The 19,427-nt window shown below is 37.9% G+C and carries 16 protein-coding genes; 3 read left to right on the forward strand and 13 right to left on the reverse strand.

Translation table 11 applies throughout. The annotated features are described in order from the left end of the window. Position 1: 1 nt before the first annotated feature. The 11 genes from N0B48_RS11560 to N0B48_RS11610 form a co-directional block, all read right to left on the reverse strand. A complete protein-coding gene (locus N0B48_RS11560) occupies positions 2-709 on the reverse strand; it encodes a DUF6090 family protein (RefSeq protein ID WP_259838949.1) in 708 nt (235 codons plus the stop codon). Between the two features lie 34 nt (positions 710-743). Continuing rightward, positions 744-1,562 carry a DUF5694 domain-containing protein gene (locus N0B48_RS11565; protein WP_259838950.1) on the reverse strand — a complete coding sequence of 273 codons (819 nt, stop codon included), beginning with the start codon at positions 1,560-1,562 and terminating at the stop codon, positions 744-746. Positions 1,563-1,894: 332 nt separating this feature from the next. Continuing rightward, positions 1,895-2,437 (reverse strand): hypothetical protein, encoded by a 543-nt coding sequence (locus N0B48_RS11570; protein WP_259838951.1) that lies wholly within the window; start codon positions 2,435-2,437, stop codon positions 1,895-1,897. A 257-nt stretch (positions 2,438-2,694) separates the two neighbouring features. After that, a complete protein-coding gene (gene groL, locus N0B48_RS11575; protein WP_034749412.1) occupies positions 2,695-4,320 on the reverse strand; it encodes a chaperonin GroEL in 1,626 nt (541 codons plus the stop codon). 71 nt (positions 4,321-4,391) lie between these two features. Continuing rightward, positions 4,392-4,748 (reverse strand): four helix bundle protein, encoded by a 357-nt coding sequence (locus N0B48_RS11580; protein ID WP_076508612.1) that lies wholly within the window; start codon positions 4,746-4,748, stop codon positions 4,392-4,394. A 51-nt stretch (positions 4,749-4,799) separates the two neighbouring features. After that, the gene (locus N0B48_RS11585; RefSeq protein ID WP_034723531.1) at positions 4,800-5,078 is read right to left on the reverse strand and encodes a co-chaperone GroES; all 279 of its coding nucleotides are present in this window, start codon (positions 5,076-5,078) and stop codon (positions 4,800-4,802) included. 570 nt (positions 5,079-5,648) lie between these two features. After that, complete coding sequence (locus N0B48_RS11590) at positions 5,649-6,368, reverse strand: DUF3108 domain-containing protein (RefSeq protein ID WP_259838952.1); 720 nt, start codon at positions 6,366-6,368, stop codon at positions 5,649-5,651. Positions 6,369-6,415: 47 nt separating this feature from the next. Then, positions 6,416-6,934 (reverse strand): nuclear transport factor 2 family protein, encoded by a 519-nt coding sequence (locus tag N0B48_RS11595; RefSeq protein WP_259838953.1) that lies wholly within the window; start codon positions 6,932-6,934, stop codon positions 6,416-6,418. Positions 6,935-7,073: 139 nt separating this feature from the next. Then, positions 7,074-8,288, reverse strand: a complete 1,215-nt coding sequence (locus N0B48_RS11600) for a cation:dicarboxylate symporter family transporter (protein ID WP_259838954.1) — start codon at positions 8,286-8,288, stop codon at positions 7,074-7,076. 250 nt (positions 8,289-8,538) lie between these two features. Further along, complete coding sequence (locus tag N0B48_RS11605; RefSeq protein ID WP_259838955.1) at positions 8,539-9,825, reverse strand: CitMHS family transporter; 1,287 nt, start codon at positions 9,823-9,825, stop codon at positions 8,539-8,541. 18 nt (positions 9,826-9,843) lie between these two features. Continuing rightward, positions 9,844-10,539 (reverse strand): DUF2490 domain-containing protein, encoded by a 696-nt coding sequence (locus N0B48_RS11610; RefSeq protein ID WP_259838956.1) that lies wholly within the window; start codon positions 10,537-10,539, stop codon positions 9,844-9,846. 151 nt (positions 10,540-10,690) lie between these two features. Here N0B48_RS11610 and N0B48_RS11615 point away from each other — a divergent pair, with 151 nt between their 5' ends. Together N0B48_RS11615 and N0B48_RS11620 are read left to right on the forward strand one after the other, a co-directional pair. Then, positions 10,691-11,797 carry a sensor histidine kinase gene (locus tag N0B48_RS11615; protein ID WP_259838957.1) on the forward strand — a complete coding sequence of 369 codons (1,107 nt, stop codon included), beginning with the start codon at positions 10,691-10,693 and terminating at the stop codon, positions 11,795-11,797. Continuing rightward, positions 11,797-12,495, forward strand: coding sequence for a LytR/AlgR family response regulator transcription factor (locus N0B48_RS11620; RefSeq protein ID WP_259838958.1), 699 nt, complete (start codon positions 11,797-11,799; stop codon positions 12,493-12,495). Before N0B48_RS11615 ends, N0B48_RS11620 begins: the two co-directional genes overlap by 1 nt. Positions 12,496-12,855: 360 nt before the next feature. On the opposite strand, the gene N0B48_RS11625 is transcribed toward N0B48_RS11620, so the two are convergent. Both N0B48_RS11625 and N0B48_RS11630 read right to left on the reverse strand, forming a co-directional pair. Continuing rightward, positions 12,856-15,246, reverse strand: coding sequence for a M1 family metallopeptidase (locus N0B48_RS11625; RefSeq protein ID WP_259838959.1), 2,391 nt, complete (start codon positions 15,244-15,246; stop codon positions 12,856-12,858). Positions 15,247-15,313: 67 nt separating this feature from the next. Further along, the gene (locus tag N0B48_RS11630) at positions 15,314-15,892 is read right to left on the reverse strand and encodes a HupE/UreJ family protein (RefSeq protein ID WP_259838960.1); all 579 of its coding nucleotides are present in this window, start codon (positions 15,890-15,892) and stop codon (positions 15,314-15,316) included. A gap of 242 nt (positions 15,893-16,134) precedes the next feature. Here N0B48_RS11630 and N0B48_RS11635 point away from each other — a divergent pair, with 242 nt between their 5' ends. Further along, a complete protein-coding gene (locus N0B48_RS11635; protein ID WP_259838961.1) occupies positions 16,135-19,374 on the forward strand; it encodes a S8/S53 family peptidase in 3,240 nt (1,079 codons plus the stop codon). Positions 19,375-19,427: the final 53 nt, after the last annotated feature.

A 19,427-nucleotide genomic window follows, 5' to 3' on the forward strand; every position in this document is an offset into this window, starting at 1 on the left:
TTTATTTATGCATCTCTTTTTCAATTTCTTTAATAAGTTCAATGGCTTCGGGTTTTGTATTTTGGTCATAAACCCTAATGTTATTCTTACCCAGTCTGACAAGAAATTCAACGGTCTTTTTAAATTTGGGGTCTGAATATGATTTTTCTTCCGGTTGATCTGCATTTTCTATCATTTTATCAAAACTCTTAAACAGAAAATCATTGTACATTTTATCAACTTCGTTAATTGCCGGTACATATATTTGGTAATAATTTAAGATTTTCTGTTTTAATTTTTCGTTTTCAATGTAGCCAATTTTACCGCTTGATTTAAAACCTTCATAATTACCAATATTCATTTTGGGTCCATGGGAATAAATTGGGAAATTAACTTTATTGTTGGACTTATAAATACTGTCAAGTTGGAGAGGCGTTAATGCTAAAATTTTTTCATACCCTATGTTTGACTCTTGGTAGGCTTTCCTTTCAATGTCGATATTTTTTATGTCATTCTCCAGATCATTCTTTAAATTACCAAGAAACACGGATGCCTCTTGTTGTTGATGTCTGTGCTCACTCCAACTGTGTAACCAAATTGAAAGGGTTACAGCAAATACAATAATGAAAATTTCAGTAAGTACTTCTTTTACTTTTTCTTTCAATGAATGTTCTTTATTGTTCATAGCAGATTGTATTTTTTTTGAGTGTTTTATAATTTCGTCTTGCATGTTTTAGTTTTATAATTCTAATTGTTGGGGGTAGTTATTTTAGTACGGTATTTAATTCAACCAGTTCAAAGTCGTCATTATTTTGCAGCAGGTGTTTTAATATAGGAATATGTCCCTGTCCAAATAGGAGGACAACGTATTTGTCAGTGGGTTTGATTTGAGTAATGATATTAGCGTAAACGGCCAAATTCCTCAAATACCAATCAGACACAGATTCTGCACCAATGTAATTCTCTCCAGCACCAATTTTTGCATAATATTTTAAGTACAGTGATAAATTTTTCTGCAAAAGTTCTTTTGTGTTGATGTATTTTAATATTCCGGATATTGAATTTTGTTTTGTCACACCATCGATTTCACGCATAAAGTTATTCGCAGTAGTCCCTAAATCATTTAAAATATATAACTGATTTTTTTCTTTAGCCGTAACAGAAACCAAACTGTCATGTTTCATTCCATAAAAAATATCTACACAATTGATATGTTTTAAATTTAATTTTTTAGCTAATCTAAAACCAATTTGTTCCCGTTCAGAAACGGTTAATTTGTACTTGTTTTGGGAATATGCATTATACAGACTATCTACTTGCTTTTGTTGATTCAAGGGTTTTTCTATCATCACTTTGTCAGCATTGGTCCGTTTTAAAATCTCGGTCAGTTCTTCCAGTTCCTTCTGTCTCTTCGGAGCTAAAAAATCGTCAGTCTTTAATTCATACGTATCTAAATGTGGTGTTTCGAAGTGAATGGTCCCGATTAATAGAATTTTGGTTTTGTGTTTAGATGTTTGTCCAAAGGTTGTTGTTACTGATAAAAATGTAATTAGAAATGTGAAAATTGTTTTAATGAAGGTCATGGTTTTAGTTTAATATTAGTTTTTTTATCGTTGTCGTTCTTCAAAATTGCCACCAAATATTGATCAGTTATTTCTGTCTCTTGAAAGGGTGTACACCGTGCCACCGCTTGATGCAGCTGCGAACTTCGATAGTTTATATTTTTGGCTAAAGATAAAACTTCTTGCGAGACGGAAAGATGAATTCAATACAAAATTCGTAATTGCGTGAGACTGCTGTTGAACTGCACCGCCAGTAGCTTTTTCTGATTCATTGTTTTATTGACTTCCTTTTATTAGTCGGAAAAAAACCGCCCTGAAAAAATAGAGCGGTTAGTATATTCATTTGCTTAGAATTAAAATTTTTCATCAGCACCTTTTTTCGTTGAATTGTATTCAACTAATGTTTGAAATGCTTTTTCTAATCTTTCAACTAAAGCTTGGTCTGTACCGAAGTTAAAAGGTGATCTATACTTATTATAGTTGGGTCCACTTATAGAAATATAGTTGTAATAATTTCCTTCGCCTGCCCTGTCATAATCACAGTGAGCAAAAAGTTGTTTATTTCCCGAAACAAAAAAATCAGAGTATTCATTCTTCATTCCAGTAACCTTATTCAAGTCATAGCTATATTCACAAAATTTACTAGGCCCAGCATATTGGCTTCTATAAACAAAAATCCCGTCTTGATAAGAAACAAAAGTTCGGTCATTATAGGTGGCTAAATTTTCTTTCAATTTTCCTGCAATCCAATCCATGGTTTCCTGTTTGGTGGGTTTTGCGGTTTTGTTTTCAGTGGATGGTTTGGTAGATTTTGCAGTTGTCTTCTTTTGGGCATTTAGACCCATGCTTGCAACTGTTACAAGTAGTACAATTGCCAGCTTTAATTGTCTGGTCATAGTTTTAAGTTTCATTGAATGCTTACTACTGTTGTGGGGTGTCTGTTCAGCTTATTTCCCTGTATTCATTTTTAATATTTTTTATAGGATTTCGTTTTTACTAAACGACTTCAATAATTTATATGGTTTGCAAATTTATAAATTGTTTTAATTTGCCAAAATAATATTTATTACAGAATGGTCAACCAAAATACACAATAAAAAACCGCTCTATAAAAATAGAGCGGTTTTTTATATATTGTTGTAAGCTTACACTACTACATCATTCCCGGCATTCCACCTCCCATTGGCATAGCAGGTTCAGCGCTTTTCACTTCAGTGATAACACATTCAGTAGTAAGAAGCATTCCAGAAACAGAAGCTGCATTTTCAAGGGCAACTCTTGTTACTTTCGTAGGGTCAATGATACCTGCTTCAAGCATGTTTACATACTCGTCAGTTTTAGCATTGTATCCGAAATCTCCTGTACCTTCCGCAACTTTCGCTACGATTACAGAACCTTCACCACCTGCGTTAGCAACGATTTGTCTTAATGGCTCTTCGATCGCTCTTTTAACGATTTTGATCCCTGTAGTTTCGTCAGAATTGATTCCTGTAAGGTTTTCCAAAGCAGTGATCGCTCTTACCAAAGCAACACCACCTCCGGCAACGATACCTTCTTCAACAGCTGCTCTTGTAGCGTGAAGGGCATCATCTACTCTGTCTTTTTTCTCCTTCATTTCAACTTCAGAAGCTGCACCTACGTAAAGTACGGCAACACCACCAGCTAATTTAGCCAATCTCTCCTGTAGTTTTTCTTTATCGTAATCAGAAGTAGATGTTTCCATCTGAGCTTTGATCTGAGCTACTCTTCCTTTGATTTTAGCTTCATCACCACCACCGTTTACGATCGTCGTGTTATCTTTATCGATGGTTACTTTCTCAGCAGTTCCAAGCATATCTAAAGAGATGTTTTCCATAGTGAAACCTTGCTCCTCAGAAATCACCTGTCCACCTGTAAGGATCGCGATATCTTCCAACATTGCTTTTCTTCTATCTCCGAATCCTGGAGCTTTTACAGCAGCAATTTTAAGAGAACCTCTTAATTTGTTTACCACCAAAGTAGCTAAAGCTTCACCTTCAACTTCTTCAGAAATAATTAACAGAGATTTTCCGCTTTGTGCGATAGGCTCAAGAACTGGAAGCAATTCTTTCATTGAAGAGATTTTCTTCTCTACTAAAAGGATATAAGGGTTTTCTACTTCAGCTACCATTTTCTCAGGGTTAGTCACGAAGTAAGGAGACTGGTATCCTCTGTCGAATTGCATACCTTCTACAACGTCTACTGTTGTATCGATACCTTTAGCTTCTTCCACAGTGATTACCCCTTCTTTACCTACTTTTCCGAAAGCTTCAGCGATCAGAGATCCGATCGTTTCGTCGTTGTTTGCAGAAACGGAAGCTACCTGCTTTACCATTTCTTTAGAATCTCCAACTTCTTTAGACTGAGCTTTAAGACTTGCAACAACAGCTGTTACTGCTTTGTCGATACCTCTTTTTAAATCCATTGGGTTGGCACCCGCAGCTACATTCTTAAGACCTTCTCTTACGATAGCCTGTGCCAATACAGTAGCGGTAGTAGTACCGTCTCCTGCGATATCATTAGTTTTGGACGCAACTTCTTTTACCATTTGCGCACCCATATTTTCTACTCTGTCTTCAAGTTCGATTTCTTTTGCTACAGAAACACCGTCCTTAGTTACGTGAGGAGCTCCGAAAGATTTCTCAATCACTACGTTTCTACCTTTTGGTCCTAACGTTACTTTTACCGCATTAGCCAATGCATCAACCCCTCTTTTTAAAGCGTCTCTTGATTCAATATCGAATTTTATTTCTTTTGCCATTTTATTTAAGCTTTTGGCGACTGGCTTTTAGCTATTAGCTTTAACCTAGTCGCAAGTTTATGTTTGATTTTTTAATTTACCTTTAGCCTGTTCCATAATGTGACAAGCTTCTTTTTTAATGTTGTTAATTCATCTAAAAAAATCTGATAATCATCTTCATTAATATATCGTAAATCTTTAGCAAGAATTAATTGGTTTTCAGCTTCATTAGACGATCCTAAAGCAATATTGATAAAATTAGCAAATTCTTTATCTGAATTTCTACCACTTCCTTCTGAAATATTATATCCAATTGAAGCAAACGATCTTCTGATTTGAGAGGTAAGTCCAAAAACTTCTTCCTTAGGGAAATTTCTGGTTGAAGCATAAATTTTTAAAGTCAACTGATGACTTAATTGCCAAACTTCAAATTTTTTAAAATCTCTCATATACTAATTTATATGCAGAAACGCCATTAGCCAAAAGCCAATAGCTAGAAGCTATCCAATTACTCCAAGTAAATCTCCTTCCTTAACGATTAAGAAATCTTTCCCGTCTAATTTTAATTCAGAACCTGAATATTTTCCGTAAAGAACTTTGTCACCTACCTGAACAGTTGTAGGCTCATCTTTTTTTCCTGGACCTACTGCTACTACAGTACCTTCCTGCGGCTTTTCCTTCGCAGTGTCCGGAATAATAATACCTGAAGCTGTTTTAGTTTCTGCAGCGATAGGCTCGATAAGAACTCTGTCTGCTAATGGTTTAAAGTTTACTGACATAATATATTTTATTTTTTAATTAATTCTCCATTATAATTCTCTAAATGTATGCCATGAGGTCCCTGTGGATGAAATGGCAGAGTTTTAATTTCAAGTGTGAAAATTTGGCAGAAAAATAAAAAAGTAAAGCCGGAAACTTCCGGCTTTTGTATTTAACTCTACTTATTCATTGAATTAAGGGCAGTGCTGTCCAGGCCCGATCCATAAAGTACATTTTCCCTGATCGTCGCGCTCGCAACAAACAAGTCTCGCCGCACCTCCGATGATAGATTTTTGCGCGTCTCTGCTTAATGATTTAGCATTTTTCATAGATTAATATTTAATTTGTTTTACATTCCTGAACATTTAGGGTCAATCAGGATTTTTGACGATTTGGTGTGGTAAGTGTTAATTCAAAGATAAAAAAAATATCATTACATAATACACTGTATGTAGATTTATTATTGATGTTTGTATTTTGATTATCAGTTGTTTAAATGTTGTGTTGTAACAGGGAAGTACGAAGGTTTTATCATTTGGATTGATCATTAAAAAGAAAAAGTTTACCATTACAGTAAACTTTAGTGATTTTTATTTGATGGTTTCGAGTGTCATTTTTCTTCCGCCGAGATCCATATCCTGTTTCAGAATTTTCCGGGTTTCGGGATCAATATAATAGGTGACGAATGTTGTTTTATCTCTGATATCATCCGTTGTTTTTACTGCCCATACTTTTTTCCCGTCGTAATCGGTTTTCTTCACTTCCAGTATGTAGGCTTTTATAAGTCCCTGTTTTGCATCCGGATTATAATCGAAAATGGAAAGGTCGGCGGTATCATTTTCTTTAAGTGGAGAAAAGCGGATCATCATAGGATAACTGCTGCTGTCGAAATAATTCGCTGCCGGAATATCGATACTGTGTTTCTCCTGAGATTTTTTATTGAGATAATACCCGGTTACTTTCGTTTTGCCCGATTTGAGCACCATATCCCTCATCATATTGAAAGAAGAATGATAAACCGGTTCGAAATTAGCTGTTTTTACGATGGTAGAATCCGTCCACTTGGCATCAGGAGCCTGCTTTAGTTTTACAGTGGTTCTGATGAGAAGATCCGTTTTGTTTAATTTTTTAAGCTCGGTAATGATGCTTCCAATTTCGATTTTTGTTCCTGCGTTGTCGGCATACCAAATCGCTTCCGAGGTTTCATCTTTGATCAGTTTAGGATCAATAGTGCTGTTGGCTGGAGTAAGCAGTTTCTGTGAAAATAAATGAACGCTGCTTACTAATAAAAGGATAAGAAATGTTCTCATGATTTTTTTTAATAATAAGTGTTACTCATTTTCAAAAAGTTACAGCTTTACTCTTCTCTTTGAGGTTCGGGAGAAATACTTTCCTGCTCCATTGAAAATATCACGCTCGTGATCTTCCATTCATTTTTAATTTTCACCAGTCCCCAGGATTCTTTTCCCCATAAACCTTTCTTTCCGCCTGCCAAGAAACTGAAATCAAAGGTTACTGAAGCTATGCTGCCGTCGGTATCAATATTCACATTAGAAAATTTTTCTTCTTTCACAGATCCTTTGGTTGTGCTTCTGAACCAGGATTTATAATCTGCTAATTTATGATCTAAAGACTTCGGGTCTTTCTCAATTCTTTTCTGCTGGGTTTTATCCTTATAAACGCCGACCCAGGTGACAGGTCCGTCATAAAACAAATTATAAAGACTCGTACTGTCTTTTGCTTTTAAGCTGGACATAAAAGTATCCAATACTTTTCGAAGCTCAACTTTATGTTTCTCCGTTTCAGTTTTATTTTGTGAATACGTCAGGCTAAATCCCGAAAGGAAAATAATGAGAGTTAGAAGTATACTTTTCATGATTTCTTGTTTAATTTTATTAAATCAGTCTGGTTTTTCTGTAAAACTAAATTAACAAAAAATATAGAATATGAATAGGAAAATGTTGAATGATAATGTTTTAAGTAAATTCAATAAGATGGCTTTATACAGAAACTAATTAGCCTACATTATTTTTTGAAGACTGGTTAATCTTAGAAATCACAGCTCCGGAAATCGCAATACTGATAAAGTTGGTGACAGATCTTGCCTCATTCATAAAACGGTCTACACTGTAAAGAAGGGCAATATCCGTTAGTGGAATCTTTCCAAATCTATTCAACGTAAAAATTAAAGCAAGAAATCCTGATCCCGGAACTCCCGATGCCGTTTTCGAAGTCACGGAAATAATGACGAAAAGCCAGAGATAATCACTAACGGTTAATGAAATATTATAAAACTGAATGAGAAAGCAACACGTCACGGAAATGTAAATACACGCCCCGGAAAGATTGAAATTATACCCCAAAGGAATCACAAACCTTAAAATTTTTCTGCTGTATCCTTCGGATTCCATTTTTTCAAAGATCAGCGGGAAGGCTGTTTTAGAGGAGGATGTAGTGACTACGAGGATGATTTCTTCCTTTAAATCAAGCAAGAATTTCCACAACCGGATTTTGAACAGGTACGCGACAATCCCCAGAATTCCAAAGATAAAAACGATATCAGCCAGATAAACCGTAGCCACCACTTTACTGAGGGGCAAAAGAGTATTGATCCCATAAACCGCAACCCCATAGGCGATATTGCAGAAAATAATGACCGGAAGGATAATGTAGAGGTATTTAATGACCGTATAGAAAATCTTAAGACCCTTGTCCAGTATGTTCAGGAATTTTTCTCTTGCCCCGGAAAGATTCATGAGAATCCCGGCTACAATGGAAACAATCAGAAAAAGTCCGTGTCTGTTGAGATACAGGCTTCCGGATAAAGTGCTGTCGTTGATTTCAAATGTTTTAGGAAGAGTCCTGCTGATTTTTGCAGTATCAATTCCCGTATCAGCGCCTGGTTTTACAGCAAATCCAAAGATAAATCCTAAAATAATAGCGACCGAACTGATGATCAGAAAATACAGAATAGTCTTCCAAACAATACGGCTTGCATTTCTGATTCCTGACAGCTGGCAGATTCCATACATGATCGCCATAAAGATAATCGGAAGGATCAGCATTTCCAGAACCAAAAAGAAATACCGGCTTACCATTCCCAGCTGAATGCTTGCCTCAGGCGCATAATGTCCTGTGAGCACTCCACCGAGAATGGCGGCAAATACATATAAGGTGAGATTTTTTAAATATCTTCCCGTGAATGTTTTTTTGGTTTCAAAAAGGTTCATCTGAATAAAATATACTTTCCGTACAAAGATCTGTTGTTTTTTTTACATCTGAAATAGAATAATTGGGTCGGGAAGATGGAAGGTTGAAGATGGAAGTTATTGAAGAGGAAAATAATAACTTCTAGCCTGTTTTTATTGATTTTTAAATCCTGTTTATTAATCTTTAAAACCTATCCATTAATTTTATAATGGTGTCTAATATTAACTTCCATCCTCCCTCTTCCAGCTTCCATCCTTTTAACAAATCAGGTTAAATTACACCCAAAATCAATGCAGCGATCAACATGACAAGAGAAGATCCCAATGCCCATTTCAGCGTATATTTCAAATGGTCTGAAAATTCTACACCTGCCAGCGATACCAATAAATAAGTAGATGGAACCAGCGGACTCAGAAGGTGTGAACCCTGTCCGATAAGGCTCGCTCTTCCAAGGATTTCCGGAGAAATACCTAGCTGATGCCCCGTAGCAACAATAATCGGGAGTATTCCAAAATAATAAGCATCATTCGAAAGGAAAAAAGTCAGCGGAATACTGAAAGCCGCCGTCACAATATTCAGATAACCGCCCCAGCTTTTCGGAACGATTTCAATCATACTGTTTCCCATCGCCTGCATAATGCCGGAACCATTCAGAATTCCTGTAAAGATTCCTGCTCCGAAGATCATTCCTGCTACAGACAAAGCATTCCCCGCATGTTTGGAAATAATTTTCTGCTGGTCTTTTAATTTAGGATAATTGATAATGGAAGCAATACAGAAAGCAATCATAAAAGCAATTCCCAACGGAACAAGGTCCAGAATCATCACCACCAAAAGAGTGATGGTAAGAGCCAGATTAATCAGGATCAATTTCGGACGTCTAAGCTTAAGATCTACTTCGCCGATAATGTCATTCGTGTTATAATTGGTGAATTTTCCATGCTTGGCAATTCTTATTTTTTCTCTTCGTCCTAAAATGTAGGCAACGAATATCACCCACAGAATACCAATAGCCATAATCGGGATCATAGGAACAAAAATTTCTGTGTGTCCCAGTTTCAGGGAACTCATAACCCTTGCTGTAGGACCGCCCCACGGGAGAATATTCATGATTTGTCCTGCCAGCATAATGATGCAAGTCAGGATCAGTGGATTCATGCCTTGTTTTTTATAAAGCGGAAGCATGGCAGCGACCACAATTAAATAGGTGGAAGAACCATCGCCGTCCAGGGAAACCAAGGCAGTAAGAATGGCTGTTCCTATCGTTGTTTTGATGGGATTATCTCCAACTGCTTTTAAAATGATATTGACCAAAGGTTCAAAAAGTCCCGTGTCGATCATTAAACTGAAATACAGGATGGCGAAGATCAGCATAACGCCGGTCAGCGCTATTTCTTTGACCCCGTTTTTCATCATTTCTCCCAGTTCAGGACCGAAGCCTGCAAAAAGAGCTACGGTTACAGGGACGATGACCAATGCCGTAAGCGGAGTCATTTTTTTGTTCATGATCAGAACCATGAAGATCAGAATCATGACGAATCCAAGGAATGTAAGCATAGATGATTTGATTTATAGTTATTTATTTTTGTTTTTCTTTCTCCAGTCGAAACTGTTTCTGTAGCCGATGTAGCCGTAATTACTTGTAGATCCGGTTTCCAGCTGATTGATGAAAGCGACTTCAATCGCTGAGTTTTTGCCGACTTTCATTCCAAGTCCCGCTGTTATACGGTTACTGTCAAACGGATCTTCCTTCACCACATTCATCCTCAATTCATTTTTCAGGATGCCGTACAGTTTTTCTTTTTCTCCCTTTCTGTTAAAAGGAATTCTCAGGGAAATCAGATAGCGGAGTCTGACGATGAATTCATCCGGGTTGCTGATGAAACGCTCTTCCACCCGGAAACGATGTGAGACGGACGTTCTTCCGATATTGCCTCCCAATGTCACTTGCTGGAAAGGCCTTTTCTCATAGCGCTCTTTTTTTGAATTGTCAGATTTATAAGAATCCAGAACCAGAAACATGAATCCGGCAGCGGGTTTCACTTCATTGGCTACTTCATAATCTACATAGGTGGAAACCAGAAAAAGCCTTGTATCATACGCGAGATCAAAAGAACGGTACTGCGAAAGGGCAGTCAGTGTACTTTTGTCGGTGAGTCTTGCGGACATCAGATACTGGAACCACATATTGTAGTTGTCGCGGCTTTGCGCGTTGGCGAGCCGGATCATCCCCAGCAGCAAAATGATGATTAATCTGAATTTAATTTTCATGTAATATTGAGTTAATATCCTGATGTCTCAAATATATTTATAAGAACCAGCCGCAGATTTATTTTTCAATCAATGACAGTTTTTATCAGTGAACTGCACGATGGGGTAAAAAAGATGGTATATTTGAAAGATTGAAATTTGGATTTTTTAGATGTTTTTAATTATAAATATTGTATTTATATTATTGGTTTTCAGGATTTTGTTTAATGCAAAAGTGTTGAAAAGACTGATGGAATATCATTGGGGATTTTTGTTGAAGTTTCAGCATATTTTTTTCCTTTTGATCTTCGTGGTCATCACTTTTTTTACTGAAAACTACTTTTTGGACGTTCCGGAACTTATCTGGAGTGTTTTATCAGTCATTATTTTTAATGTCGGAATTTACAGTCTGGTCTATTTTTATCTGGTCCCGGAATTCTATCTTTCCAATAAATATCCCGAGTTCATTCTCTATGCACTGATCAGTTTTCTGGTCTCGAGTCTTTTTAGAATTTTGCTACAGCCGGCGGTGTTTCATATGAATTTTAATGAAACGCTTTCCAATACCAAATTCCTCTACAATGTGTATACAGCGCAAGGAATTGTGATTCTTGTAGCTTCATTTCTAGGCATTACCAAGGATAAATTTCTTATCGAACAGGATTTTAAAGATCTGGGGGAAGAAAAAGACCAGCTGTACTTAGATTTGCTTAAATCTAAAATGAATCCCCATTTTCTGTTGAATACGCTTAATAATATTTACTCCAAAAGTTTTCAGCCCTCAGAAAATACTTCAGAATCTATATTGCAGCTCAGTAAACTGCTTCAGTATGTGATTTACGATACCAGCAAAGAAAAGATTTCAATGGCGCAGGAATTCTCATCTATTAAATCTCTGGCAGGCTTATATCAGTTAAAGTATAATAATGTGTTGAACATTAATTTCGATATTCAGGATGAAGAAACCCTGGAATTAATCGATATTCCGCCTTCTGTATGCCTTACCTTATTTGAAAATGCATTAAAGCATTCTGCGGTGGGAATAGAGGCAGAGACGTATATCAATATCAGCTATAAAATACAGGATCAGGAACTTTTGTTTGAGATCCAAAATTCTGTTTCGAAGAAAAAAAATCTTGTCGGAAATATGAGTGACAGCGGCTTAGGAAATGAAGCGGTCATCAATATTCTGGAAAAAAACTATGCGGGAAAATATACTTTTATATCCGAGCCCGCAGAAAACAACAACTATCAGACTATTTTAAAAATTAAACTGTAATGGCTAATCTGACGATTGTAAGTGTAGATGATGAATATCCGGCGCTCCAGCTTATCCAGAAGTACTGCGGGCAGATGGAAGATGTGGATCTGCTGAAGGTTTTTCAGGATCCGGAAGAAGCATTGGAGTATCTTAAACAGAACACAGTAGACCTGGTGATTCTGGATATCAATATGCCCTACATCAACGGAATTGAGCTCCTGCATCAGCTTCCTTACAAACCATTGTGCATATTTCTAACCTTAGAAACTCAGTACGCGGTCAAGGCTTTTGAACTGGATGTTGTTCATTATCTTGTAAAGCCTGTCGATTTTGAAACATTCAGAAAGGCAATTAATAAAGCAAAAGATTTCCTGCAGTTCAAAAATTCTACGGAACAGCAGAAGAAAGAAGATTTCATCATGTTCAAATCCAATTACGTAATGCACAAGGTTCTTCTGGATGATGTACGTTGGGTACAGGGATTTGGGGAATATATCATTCTGGTGACCCATCTGAAAAAGTACATGATTCTTGAGCGGATGTCCAATTTTGAAGAGAAATTTCAAAACCTGGGCTTTATCAGAATCCACAAATCGTATATCGTTCTTTCTTCCCATATCAGTTCGTACGATACGGCGAATGTGTATCTCAAAGACGGGGAGAAGCTTCCGTTGGGGAGAACGTATAAAAATTCTTTAAAGTCTTATTTGAATTAATACTTTTCGTTTAAAAATCTCTCGCAGATTTCACCGATTATGCAGATTTCAGAATGCGATTATCAAAATTCAATAGGAGCGGGCTTTAGCCCGCTTAATTCCCACAGATCGCACGGATTACACAGATTTTTAGTTACGGAAAAAATAAAATTCAATAGGAGCGGGCTTTAGCCCGCTTAGCCCCCGAAAATCAAACGGATCACAGGGATTTTTTCGATATAGCATTTAAAAAATTCAATAGGGGTGGGCTTTAGCCCACCTAACATTTAATAACGTTCAGCATTGGCTTTAGCCAAATCATAAATCTGTCGCATTAAAAGAAAAAAGGTTGTCTCAAATTTGAAACAACCTTTATAATTTTTATGATTTCTTTCCCCCAGCCTGCATCGGGTTTACTTTTCCATTGGCGCCACCTCTTACCGGGCCGCCTCCCTGTTTCTGTTTAAACAATTGGAATTTGGAAACCTGAGTATCCGTACCGGAACTGCTCCATAAATTATTGGAAGTATTAATATCCGCCGTTTCTCTCATCGGGTCTAGCTGAATCGACTTGATCTTTTTGTCAAAATAATAAGTCTTTGAAACCTTCTGCTCATTCTGTCTCCAGATCTGTGCAGATGATTTGTCGTATAGTTTGGATCCGTCTTCAAAAGTGAATTCAAGGATGATTGGCATTACCAGTCCGCCTTTATTCACAAAATCGATCTGGTAGCCTGTAAGGTTTTTGAATTTCTCTTTATCCTTAGGATCCAGAGGAAGACCGGCTTCTGTTTTTACTGTGTATTCTTTTTCAATGTCAAATTTCTCCTGACCTCGGTCATATCGATAATAGAAATCCTGTAGCTCTTTATCTTTATCTACATAGAACGTGATGTTCTTATCTTCTTTATTTCTGATTTTAGAAATATCTTCAAAATCATTCTGGAGCGGTTTTTCCACTTTATACTTTGTTTCTTTGGCTTCTTTTGGTGGTGTATTGAGATCCGGAACTGCCACAGTTACTTTATCAATGGCAATATCTACAGGATCTGTTCCGTAGAACCATCCTCTCCAGAACCAGTCAAGATCCTCACCGCTGGCGTCTTCCATCGTACGGAAGAAATCTGCAGGTTCCGGGTGTTTGAAGGCCCATCTTTTAGCATAAGTTTTATAAGCTTTGTCAAAAAGTTCTCTTCCCATGATCGTCTCACGAAGAATATTCAGTCCGGTAGCCGGTTTTGAGTACGCGTTCGGACCAAACTGAATTATGTTTTCAGAATTACTCATAATAGGTTCCAACTGATCTTTCGGCAGCTTCATATAATCGGTGATCGTCCATGCCGGACCTCTTTTGGAAGGGAATTTATTGTCCCACTTTTCTTCCGTAAGATATTCCGTAAAGGTATTTAAACCTTCATCCATCCAGCTCCACTGTCTTTCATCAGAGTTGATGATCATCGGAAAGAAATTATGTCCCACCTCGTGGATCACCACTCCGATCATTCCGTTCTTGGTTCCTTCAGAATACGTTCCGTCTTTTTCCGTTCTACCGAAATTAAAACAGATCATCGGGTATTCCATTCCGTTGGCTGCTTCTACAGATTGTGCTACAGGATATGGATAAGGAATTGTGAATTCAGAATAAGTTTTGATCGTATGAGCAACTGCTTTTGTTGAATATTTTCTGTAAAGTTCGTAAGCTTCCTTTGGATAGAAACTCATCGCCATTACTTTATTATTGTTTTCAGGAATCGTAACACGCATTCCGTCCCAGACAAATTTTCTGGATGAGGTCCATGCGAAATCTCTTACATCATTGGCTTCAAAATTCCATGTTTTTCTCTGCTTTGAATGATTTTTCTCTGCTTTCTTAGCTTCATCCAGCGTTACAATTTCAATCGGTTCAGCAGCGCTTTCAGCCTTTCGGTATCTGGCCATTTGATCCGATGTTAAAACCTGATCGTAGTTTTTACATTCGCCGGTTCCGCCTATGATATGATCGGCAGGCACATTCATCGAAACTTTGAAATTTCCGAATACCAATGCAAATTCGCCACGTCCTGTGAACTGGTGGTTTTGCCATCCGTGAAAATCACTGTATACACACATTCTCGGATACCATTGCGTTATCGTGTACAGGTCATTGCCGTCTTCAGCGAAATTTTCATAACCGCCGCGGCCGCCCATTTTTATTCTGTTCGGGATATTATAATTCCAGTCTACTTTGAAGACCAGTTTTTCTCTTTTCTTTAAAACCTTCGGCAGATCAATACGCATCATCGTCTTGTTGACTGTATATTTCAGAGGATTTCCTGAAGCATCCGTTACCTTTTCCAGATTGACGCCATAGCCGTTGTCTTTTTCCGGCAGGTCAGTAGCCTTCAGCTGTTGATCGTTGGAAGAAGCGGGAAGGGTAGATGGAAACTGAAAACCTGCGTTTTTAACAGTGGATTGTTCATTTTCGTCAAGCTGAAGCCAGATGTAATCCAGATCATCCGGAGAATTGTTGTAATAGGTAATGGTTTCGGAACCTTTCAGATTTCTTTTGTCTTCGTCAAGGTAAGCCGTGATATCATAGTCAGCCTTGTTCTGCCAATAACCATGGCCGGGAGATCCCGAAGCCGTTCTGTAAATATTGGGAGTCGGGAGAATAGTTCCCAGCTGCTCGAATCTGTTCCCGTGGTTGCTTCCAGGATTGTTCTGGATATTTTGTGCGGTGAAACCTGTATAGGCAAATACAGAAAATGAAAGTAGAACTGTTTTTAGTTTCATTACCGAAATGATTTAATAATTATCAAAGATAATAATAAGTAGTTGAAAAATTGAATATGTTTCAAAGTTAAAACGGAAGTCTTTCCAAAGTCATTTTTAAAGCCAGTGCCAATACTCCCGAAGATACAAACAGGATCCAGTCTTTTTTGTTGACCTTAAAGATTTTCAGCAGGATAAATAAAAGGATAAGAATACCCAATACAATAACGATTTGCCCAAGTTCCAGCCCAATATTGAATCCTAATAACGGAACAGCGATACCTTGACTTTTAGCAATCATTACCCTTGCTGTATTGGCGAAACCCATTCCGTGGATCAATCCGAAAATCAGGGCGAGATAATAATTGGCGCGCATCAGGGTCTGCTTTTTATTTTTCATCAGGATATTATCCAGAGAGGTAAGGACAATCGTCAGCGGAATTAAAAACTCCACCCACGCTGAAGGAACTCTGAAAACATCAAGAATGCTTAGTGCAAGGGTAATGGAGTGGCCAATGGTAAAAGCTGTCACAAGGATCAGTATTTTTTTCCAGTCGGTGTAAGAATATACGGCGATCAGGGCTAAAACAAACAGTTGATGGTCCAGAGCATCCAGAGAAATGATATGTTCCCAGCCAAGGTGTAAATAGAAAAGAAAATCCTGCATTTTGAGTAATGTTTATTGTTTTTTTTGTTATTGATGGTTTTTTAAAGGAATTTTTTTTTAAATGGGTGATTGAGAATATAATTTATTTAAGAAGAGAGTAGAATATGTGATTTTCTGTTTTTCGGAACGATATAGTGAATTATTTTACTTAATATTTTTGTTTTTATGAATAATATTGATGTTTTAGCGATATTGTTTATGATATAAATATTGTATAATTGTAATGTTAAAAAAACTTAAATATGCGTTTTAAAAAATTATTTCTTACAAAAGTAAACATTCCGAATGGAGGAGCGAAGTTTCTGAGAAACGCTACCGCTGCTTTTTTAGGATTGTATTCGTATGCTTTTTATGGACAGGTGCAGAAATTAGATTCCCGGTTTGATATTCTGGTAAAAAACAAGGAGATTCTATCCAGAGGAAACGCCATAAAAGATATGGAACGGGATGATATGAAACTGGATAAACATCTGGTGGTGACTTCTAAAGGAGCACAAACCATGTATTCATGCATTATTTATACAAAAACCCCGGAAAAACTGAAAGCTGACGGGTTTTTAGTACAAAGTCAGTTACCTGGTTTTGCAACTGCTCTGGTGACCATCGAAGATATTGAAAAGCTCACGCAGCTTTCCTATGTAACTTCCGTAATGGCACCCACGTTTGACGAACTTCATAATGATGTGAGCAGAGCCCAGTCCGGAGCAAGTCTTTTGCAGGACGGTGTTTTCAATAATACCGCTTACAACGGAACCGGAATTCTGGTAGGAGTTTATGATACAGGGATAGATTGGAAACATCCTGATTTCAGAAAAGCTGCTGACCAGACGAAAAGCAGAATTGTATCCATCTGGGATCAGACATTGACCGCACAGGGAAGTGAAGTGCCTCCAACAGGATTTGCAACAGGAGTAGAATATACAAGAACCCAGATTGAAGATGAGCTGGACGGTACTCCGGCAGGTTTTGTCCGTGAAAATGATATCAACGGTCACGGAACACACGTATCCGGAACTGCCGCTGGAAACGGGGCTGCCTTTGCAGATAAAAGACACAAAGGTTTTTCTTCTGAAGCGGATATCGTTTTTGTAAAAGGAGGAAACGGTTCTTTTCCTACAACCAATACAATCAATGCCTTAACCTATTTTCAAAATGTTGCCACCGCTTTAAATAAACCGATTGTGGTCAATATGAGTATCGGAGGGCAGGGAAGTGCACATGACGGAACATCATCCCATGAAGTGGCTGTCAATAATTTTACTATTGCAGCTCCGGGAAGAGTCGTCGTGATTTCGGCAGGAAATGATTACGGGGCCAATCTTCACAGAAAAGTAGATATAGAACCGAGCGCTGCACAGTCTTATGCGTTTACGGTAGGCAGTAATACGTCTGCTGCTTCGGTATTTGCATTTCTGATGTATGCCAATAATGACACGGCAGTTACCGCTAAACTGACCGCTCCGGATGGACAGCAATATACACAAAACATTGGAACCAATACACCACACAGCATAATAGGCGGAGGATTTACCGCATCCATGTACAATTATTCGAGTACAGATAATAACAAGCGTTATGTACAGTTGGTGATCAGCAGAAATACAGGTTCCACAGCGAATTGTCAGGGAACTTATACTTTGGAAATTACCAATAATGGAACACAACCTATCACTACCCATGGTTGGTTATACAGCAAGGGAACAGGAGTTGCGGCTTCACTTCAAAATGGAGACAACGAGTATGTGGTGGGAAGCCCGGGAAATGCATCCAATGCTATTACCGTAGCTTCATATATGGGAAGAGGAAGCTGGTATTCTTCAGCAGGTGGTTATTCTACAACTACGACACAGGAGTCCATTTCCTCGTTCAGTGCGCAGGGACCAAGAGTGGATGGTTTTCAAAAACCGGATATTGCAGGTTCAGGCCAGAATGTGATTTCTTCAAGATCAGTTGATTCTGCTCCTGGAGCAACGGATATTATCAGCGGAACCAATTTCTATGTGAAAAATCAGGGAACCAGTATGTCTTCGCCGGGAGTGGCAGGGGCGGTAGGGCTATTGCTTCAGGCTAATCCGGCCCTGACTGCAGCACAGGTGAAAAGCCGCCTTACTTCTAATGCAAGAAAAGACGGAGCTACAGGAAATATTCCGAATGCGAGATGGGGCTACGGAAAATTAGATATTTATAAAGCGGTTACTGATGAATTGGGATGTGTAGAGTCTAATTTTGAAACAGTGACTTATGATGAACCTTATATTGTTGCCAATACAGAAAATAACAATTATTTTGATAACACAGCTTTCGCAGTTCGATATACACCGACGTTAACAGGAAAATTAGGGGCCTTGTCATTTGCAACAGGAACATCTGTCATTCCAGCTGATATGGCTGTTGATATCCAGGTAAGAAAAGTAGATGCCAATGGTAATCCGGGCGATATTATTGCAACGAAAACCGTTTCTTCATGGGTGAATGATGTTCAGAGATTTACCTGGAACTATGTAGATCTGTCCAGCTTAAATGTACAAATGGTGACCGGCAAAGATTTTTATATTGTCATTAACGGACTGAGCGGAAGAGTTTCCATGAAAAATGAATCTGTTGCAGTGAGTGGACGAAGCAAAACTTCACAAAACGGAACTACATGGACGGCAAGAACTTTTGACCTTAAAATGAGAGCTACGGTTTATGAAAATGTAGCTGAAGTGAAAAATCTGGCTACGGTCAATCTGAATAAAACAGCAACGGTAGCGGGAGGATACAATTATTTTACCAATACCTGTCAGTTGATCACGAGAGTGGAAAAGGAAACTGCCAGCACTGTTTCAGGAGATATCACCTCAAAAGTCTGGGTAGATAATGCACAGCCTAATTATGTTTCAAGAAGATATGAGATCAATCCGGCTACCGATGCTGCCATAGCTACAGGGAAGGTTACTTTATATTTCAAGCAGGCAGATTTTGATACCTACAACCTGACAAACAGTGTGAAATTACCTACTTCAGGTACGGATAATGCTAACAAAGTAAATCTTATAATTGAAAAATTTGCAGGAACCAGTACGGGAAATACAGGGACTACAGCTTCTTTCGGAGGTTCGGCTACGGTTATAACTCCCAATGTGGCTGATATTATTTGGAATGAAACCTACCAATATTGGGAAGTGAGTTTCCAGACTACAGGTTTTGGAGGATATTTTGTAAAATCAAGCTCTGCTGTATTGGGTACGGTGGATGTTAAGCTGAATTCAGAAGTTAATATCACCCCGAATCCTGCCAGAGACTTTGTTAATGTAAGATTAGGTAAGTATTCTAAAGCTGCGGTGACTATTTATGATGCTTCAGGAAAATTGATCAGCACAGCTCATGTGAACAATTCAGAAAGTAAAATTGATGTTTCATCGCTGGTAAAAGGTGTGTATCTGTTTACCATTATATTGAACGACAATACAAAAATTACTAAAAAAGTAGTTAAGGAATAATTAAAGAGAACCGGATAACGGTCATTATAAAAGGCAGCGGTTGTATAACTGCT

The organism is Chryseobacterium herbae (genome assembly GCF_025154075.1).
In the GTDB taxonomy this organism is placed as follows: Bacteria; Bacteroidota; Bacteroidia; order Flavobacteriales; family Weeksellaceae; genus Chryseobacterium; species Chryseobacterium herbae.

Excerpts from the sequence above, each read along its gene's own strand:
- N0B48_RS11605 (WP_259838955.1), bottom strand. The coding sequence starts at position 9,825 with ATGCTTACATTCCTTGGATTCGTCATGATTCTGATCTTCATGGTTCTG.
- N0B48_RS11580 (WP_076508612.1), bottom strand. The coding sequence starts at position 4,748 with ATGAGAGATTTTAAAAAATTTGAAGTTTGGCAATTAAGTCATCAGTTG.
- N0B48_RS11565 (WP_259838950.1), bottom strand. The coding sequence starts at position 1,562 with ATGACCTTCATTAAAACAATTTTCACATTTCTAATTACATTTTTATCA.
- N0B48_RS11585 (WP_034723531.1), bottom strand. The coding sequence starts at position 5,078 with ATGTCAGTAAACTTTAAACCATTAGCAGACAGAGTTCTTATCGAGCCT.
- N0B48_RS11630 (WP_259838960.1), bottom strand. The coding sequence starts at position 15,892 with ATGCAGGATTTTCTTTTCTATTTACACCTTGGCTGGGAACATATCATT.
- N0B48_RS11625 (WP_259838959.1), bottom strand. The coding sequence starts at position 15,246 with ATGAAACTAAAAACAGTTCTACTTTCATTTTCTGTATTTGCCTATACA.
- groL (WP_034749412.1), bottom strand. The coding sequence starts at position 4,320 with ATGGCAAAAGAAATAAAATTCGATATTGAATCAAGAGACGCTTTAAAA.
- N0B48_RS11600 (WP_259838954.1), bottom strand. The coding sequence starts at position 8,288 with ATGAACCTTTTTGAAACCAAAAAAACATTCACGGGAAGATATTTAAAA.
- N0B48_RS11615 (WP_259838957.1), top strand. The coding sequence starts at position 10,691 with ATGTTTTTAATTATAAATATTGTATTTATATTATTGGTTTTCAGGATT.
- N0B48_RS11595 (WP_259838953.1), bottom strand. The coding sequence starts at position 6,934 with ATGAAAAGTATACTTCTAACTCTCATTATTTTCCTTTCGGGATTTAGC.
- N0B48_RS11560 (WP_259838949.1), bottom strand. The coding sequence starts at position 709 with ATGCAAGACGAAATTATAAAACACTCAAAAAAAATACAATCTGCTATG.
- N0B48_RS11620 (WP_259838958.1), top strand. The coding sequence starts at position 11,797 with ATGGCTAATCTGACGATTGTAAGTGTAGATGATGAATATCCGGCGCTC.
- N0B48_RS11570 (WP_259838951.1), bottom strand. The coding sequence starts at position 2,437 with ATGACCAGACAATTAAAGCTGGCAATTGTACTACTTGTAACAGTTGCA.
- N0B48_RS11610 (WP_259838956.1), bottom strand. The coding sequence starts at position 10,539 with ATGAAAATTAAATTCAGATTAATCATCATTTTGCTGCTGGGGATGATC.
- N0B48_RS11590 (WP_259838952.1), bottom strand. The coding sequence starts at position 6,368 with ATGAGAACATTTCTTATCCTTTTATTAGTAAGCAGCGTTCATTTATTT.
- N0B48_RS11635 (WP_259838961.1), top strand. The coding sequence starts at position 16,135 with ATGCGTTTTAAAAAATTATTTCTTACAAAAGTAAACATTCCGAATGGA.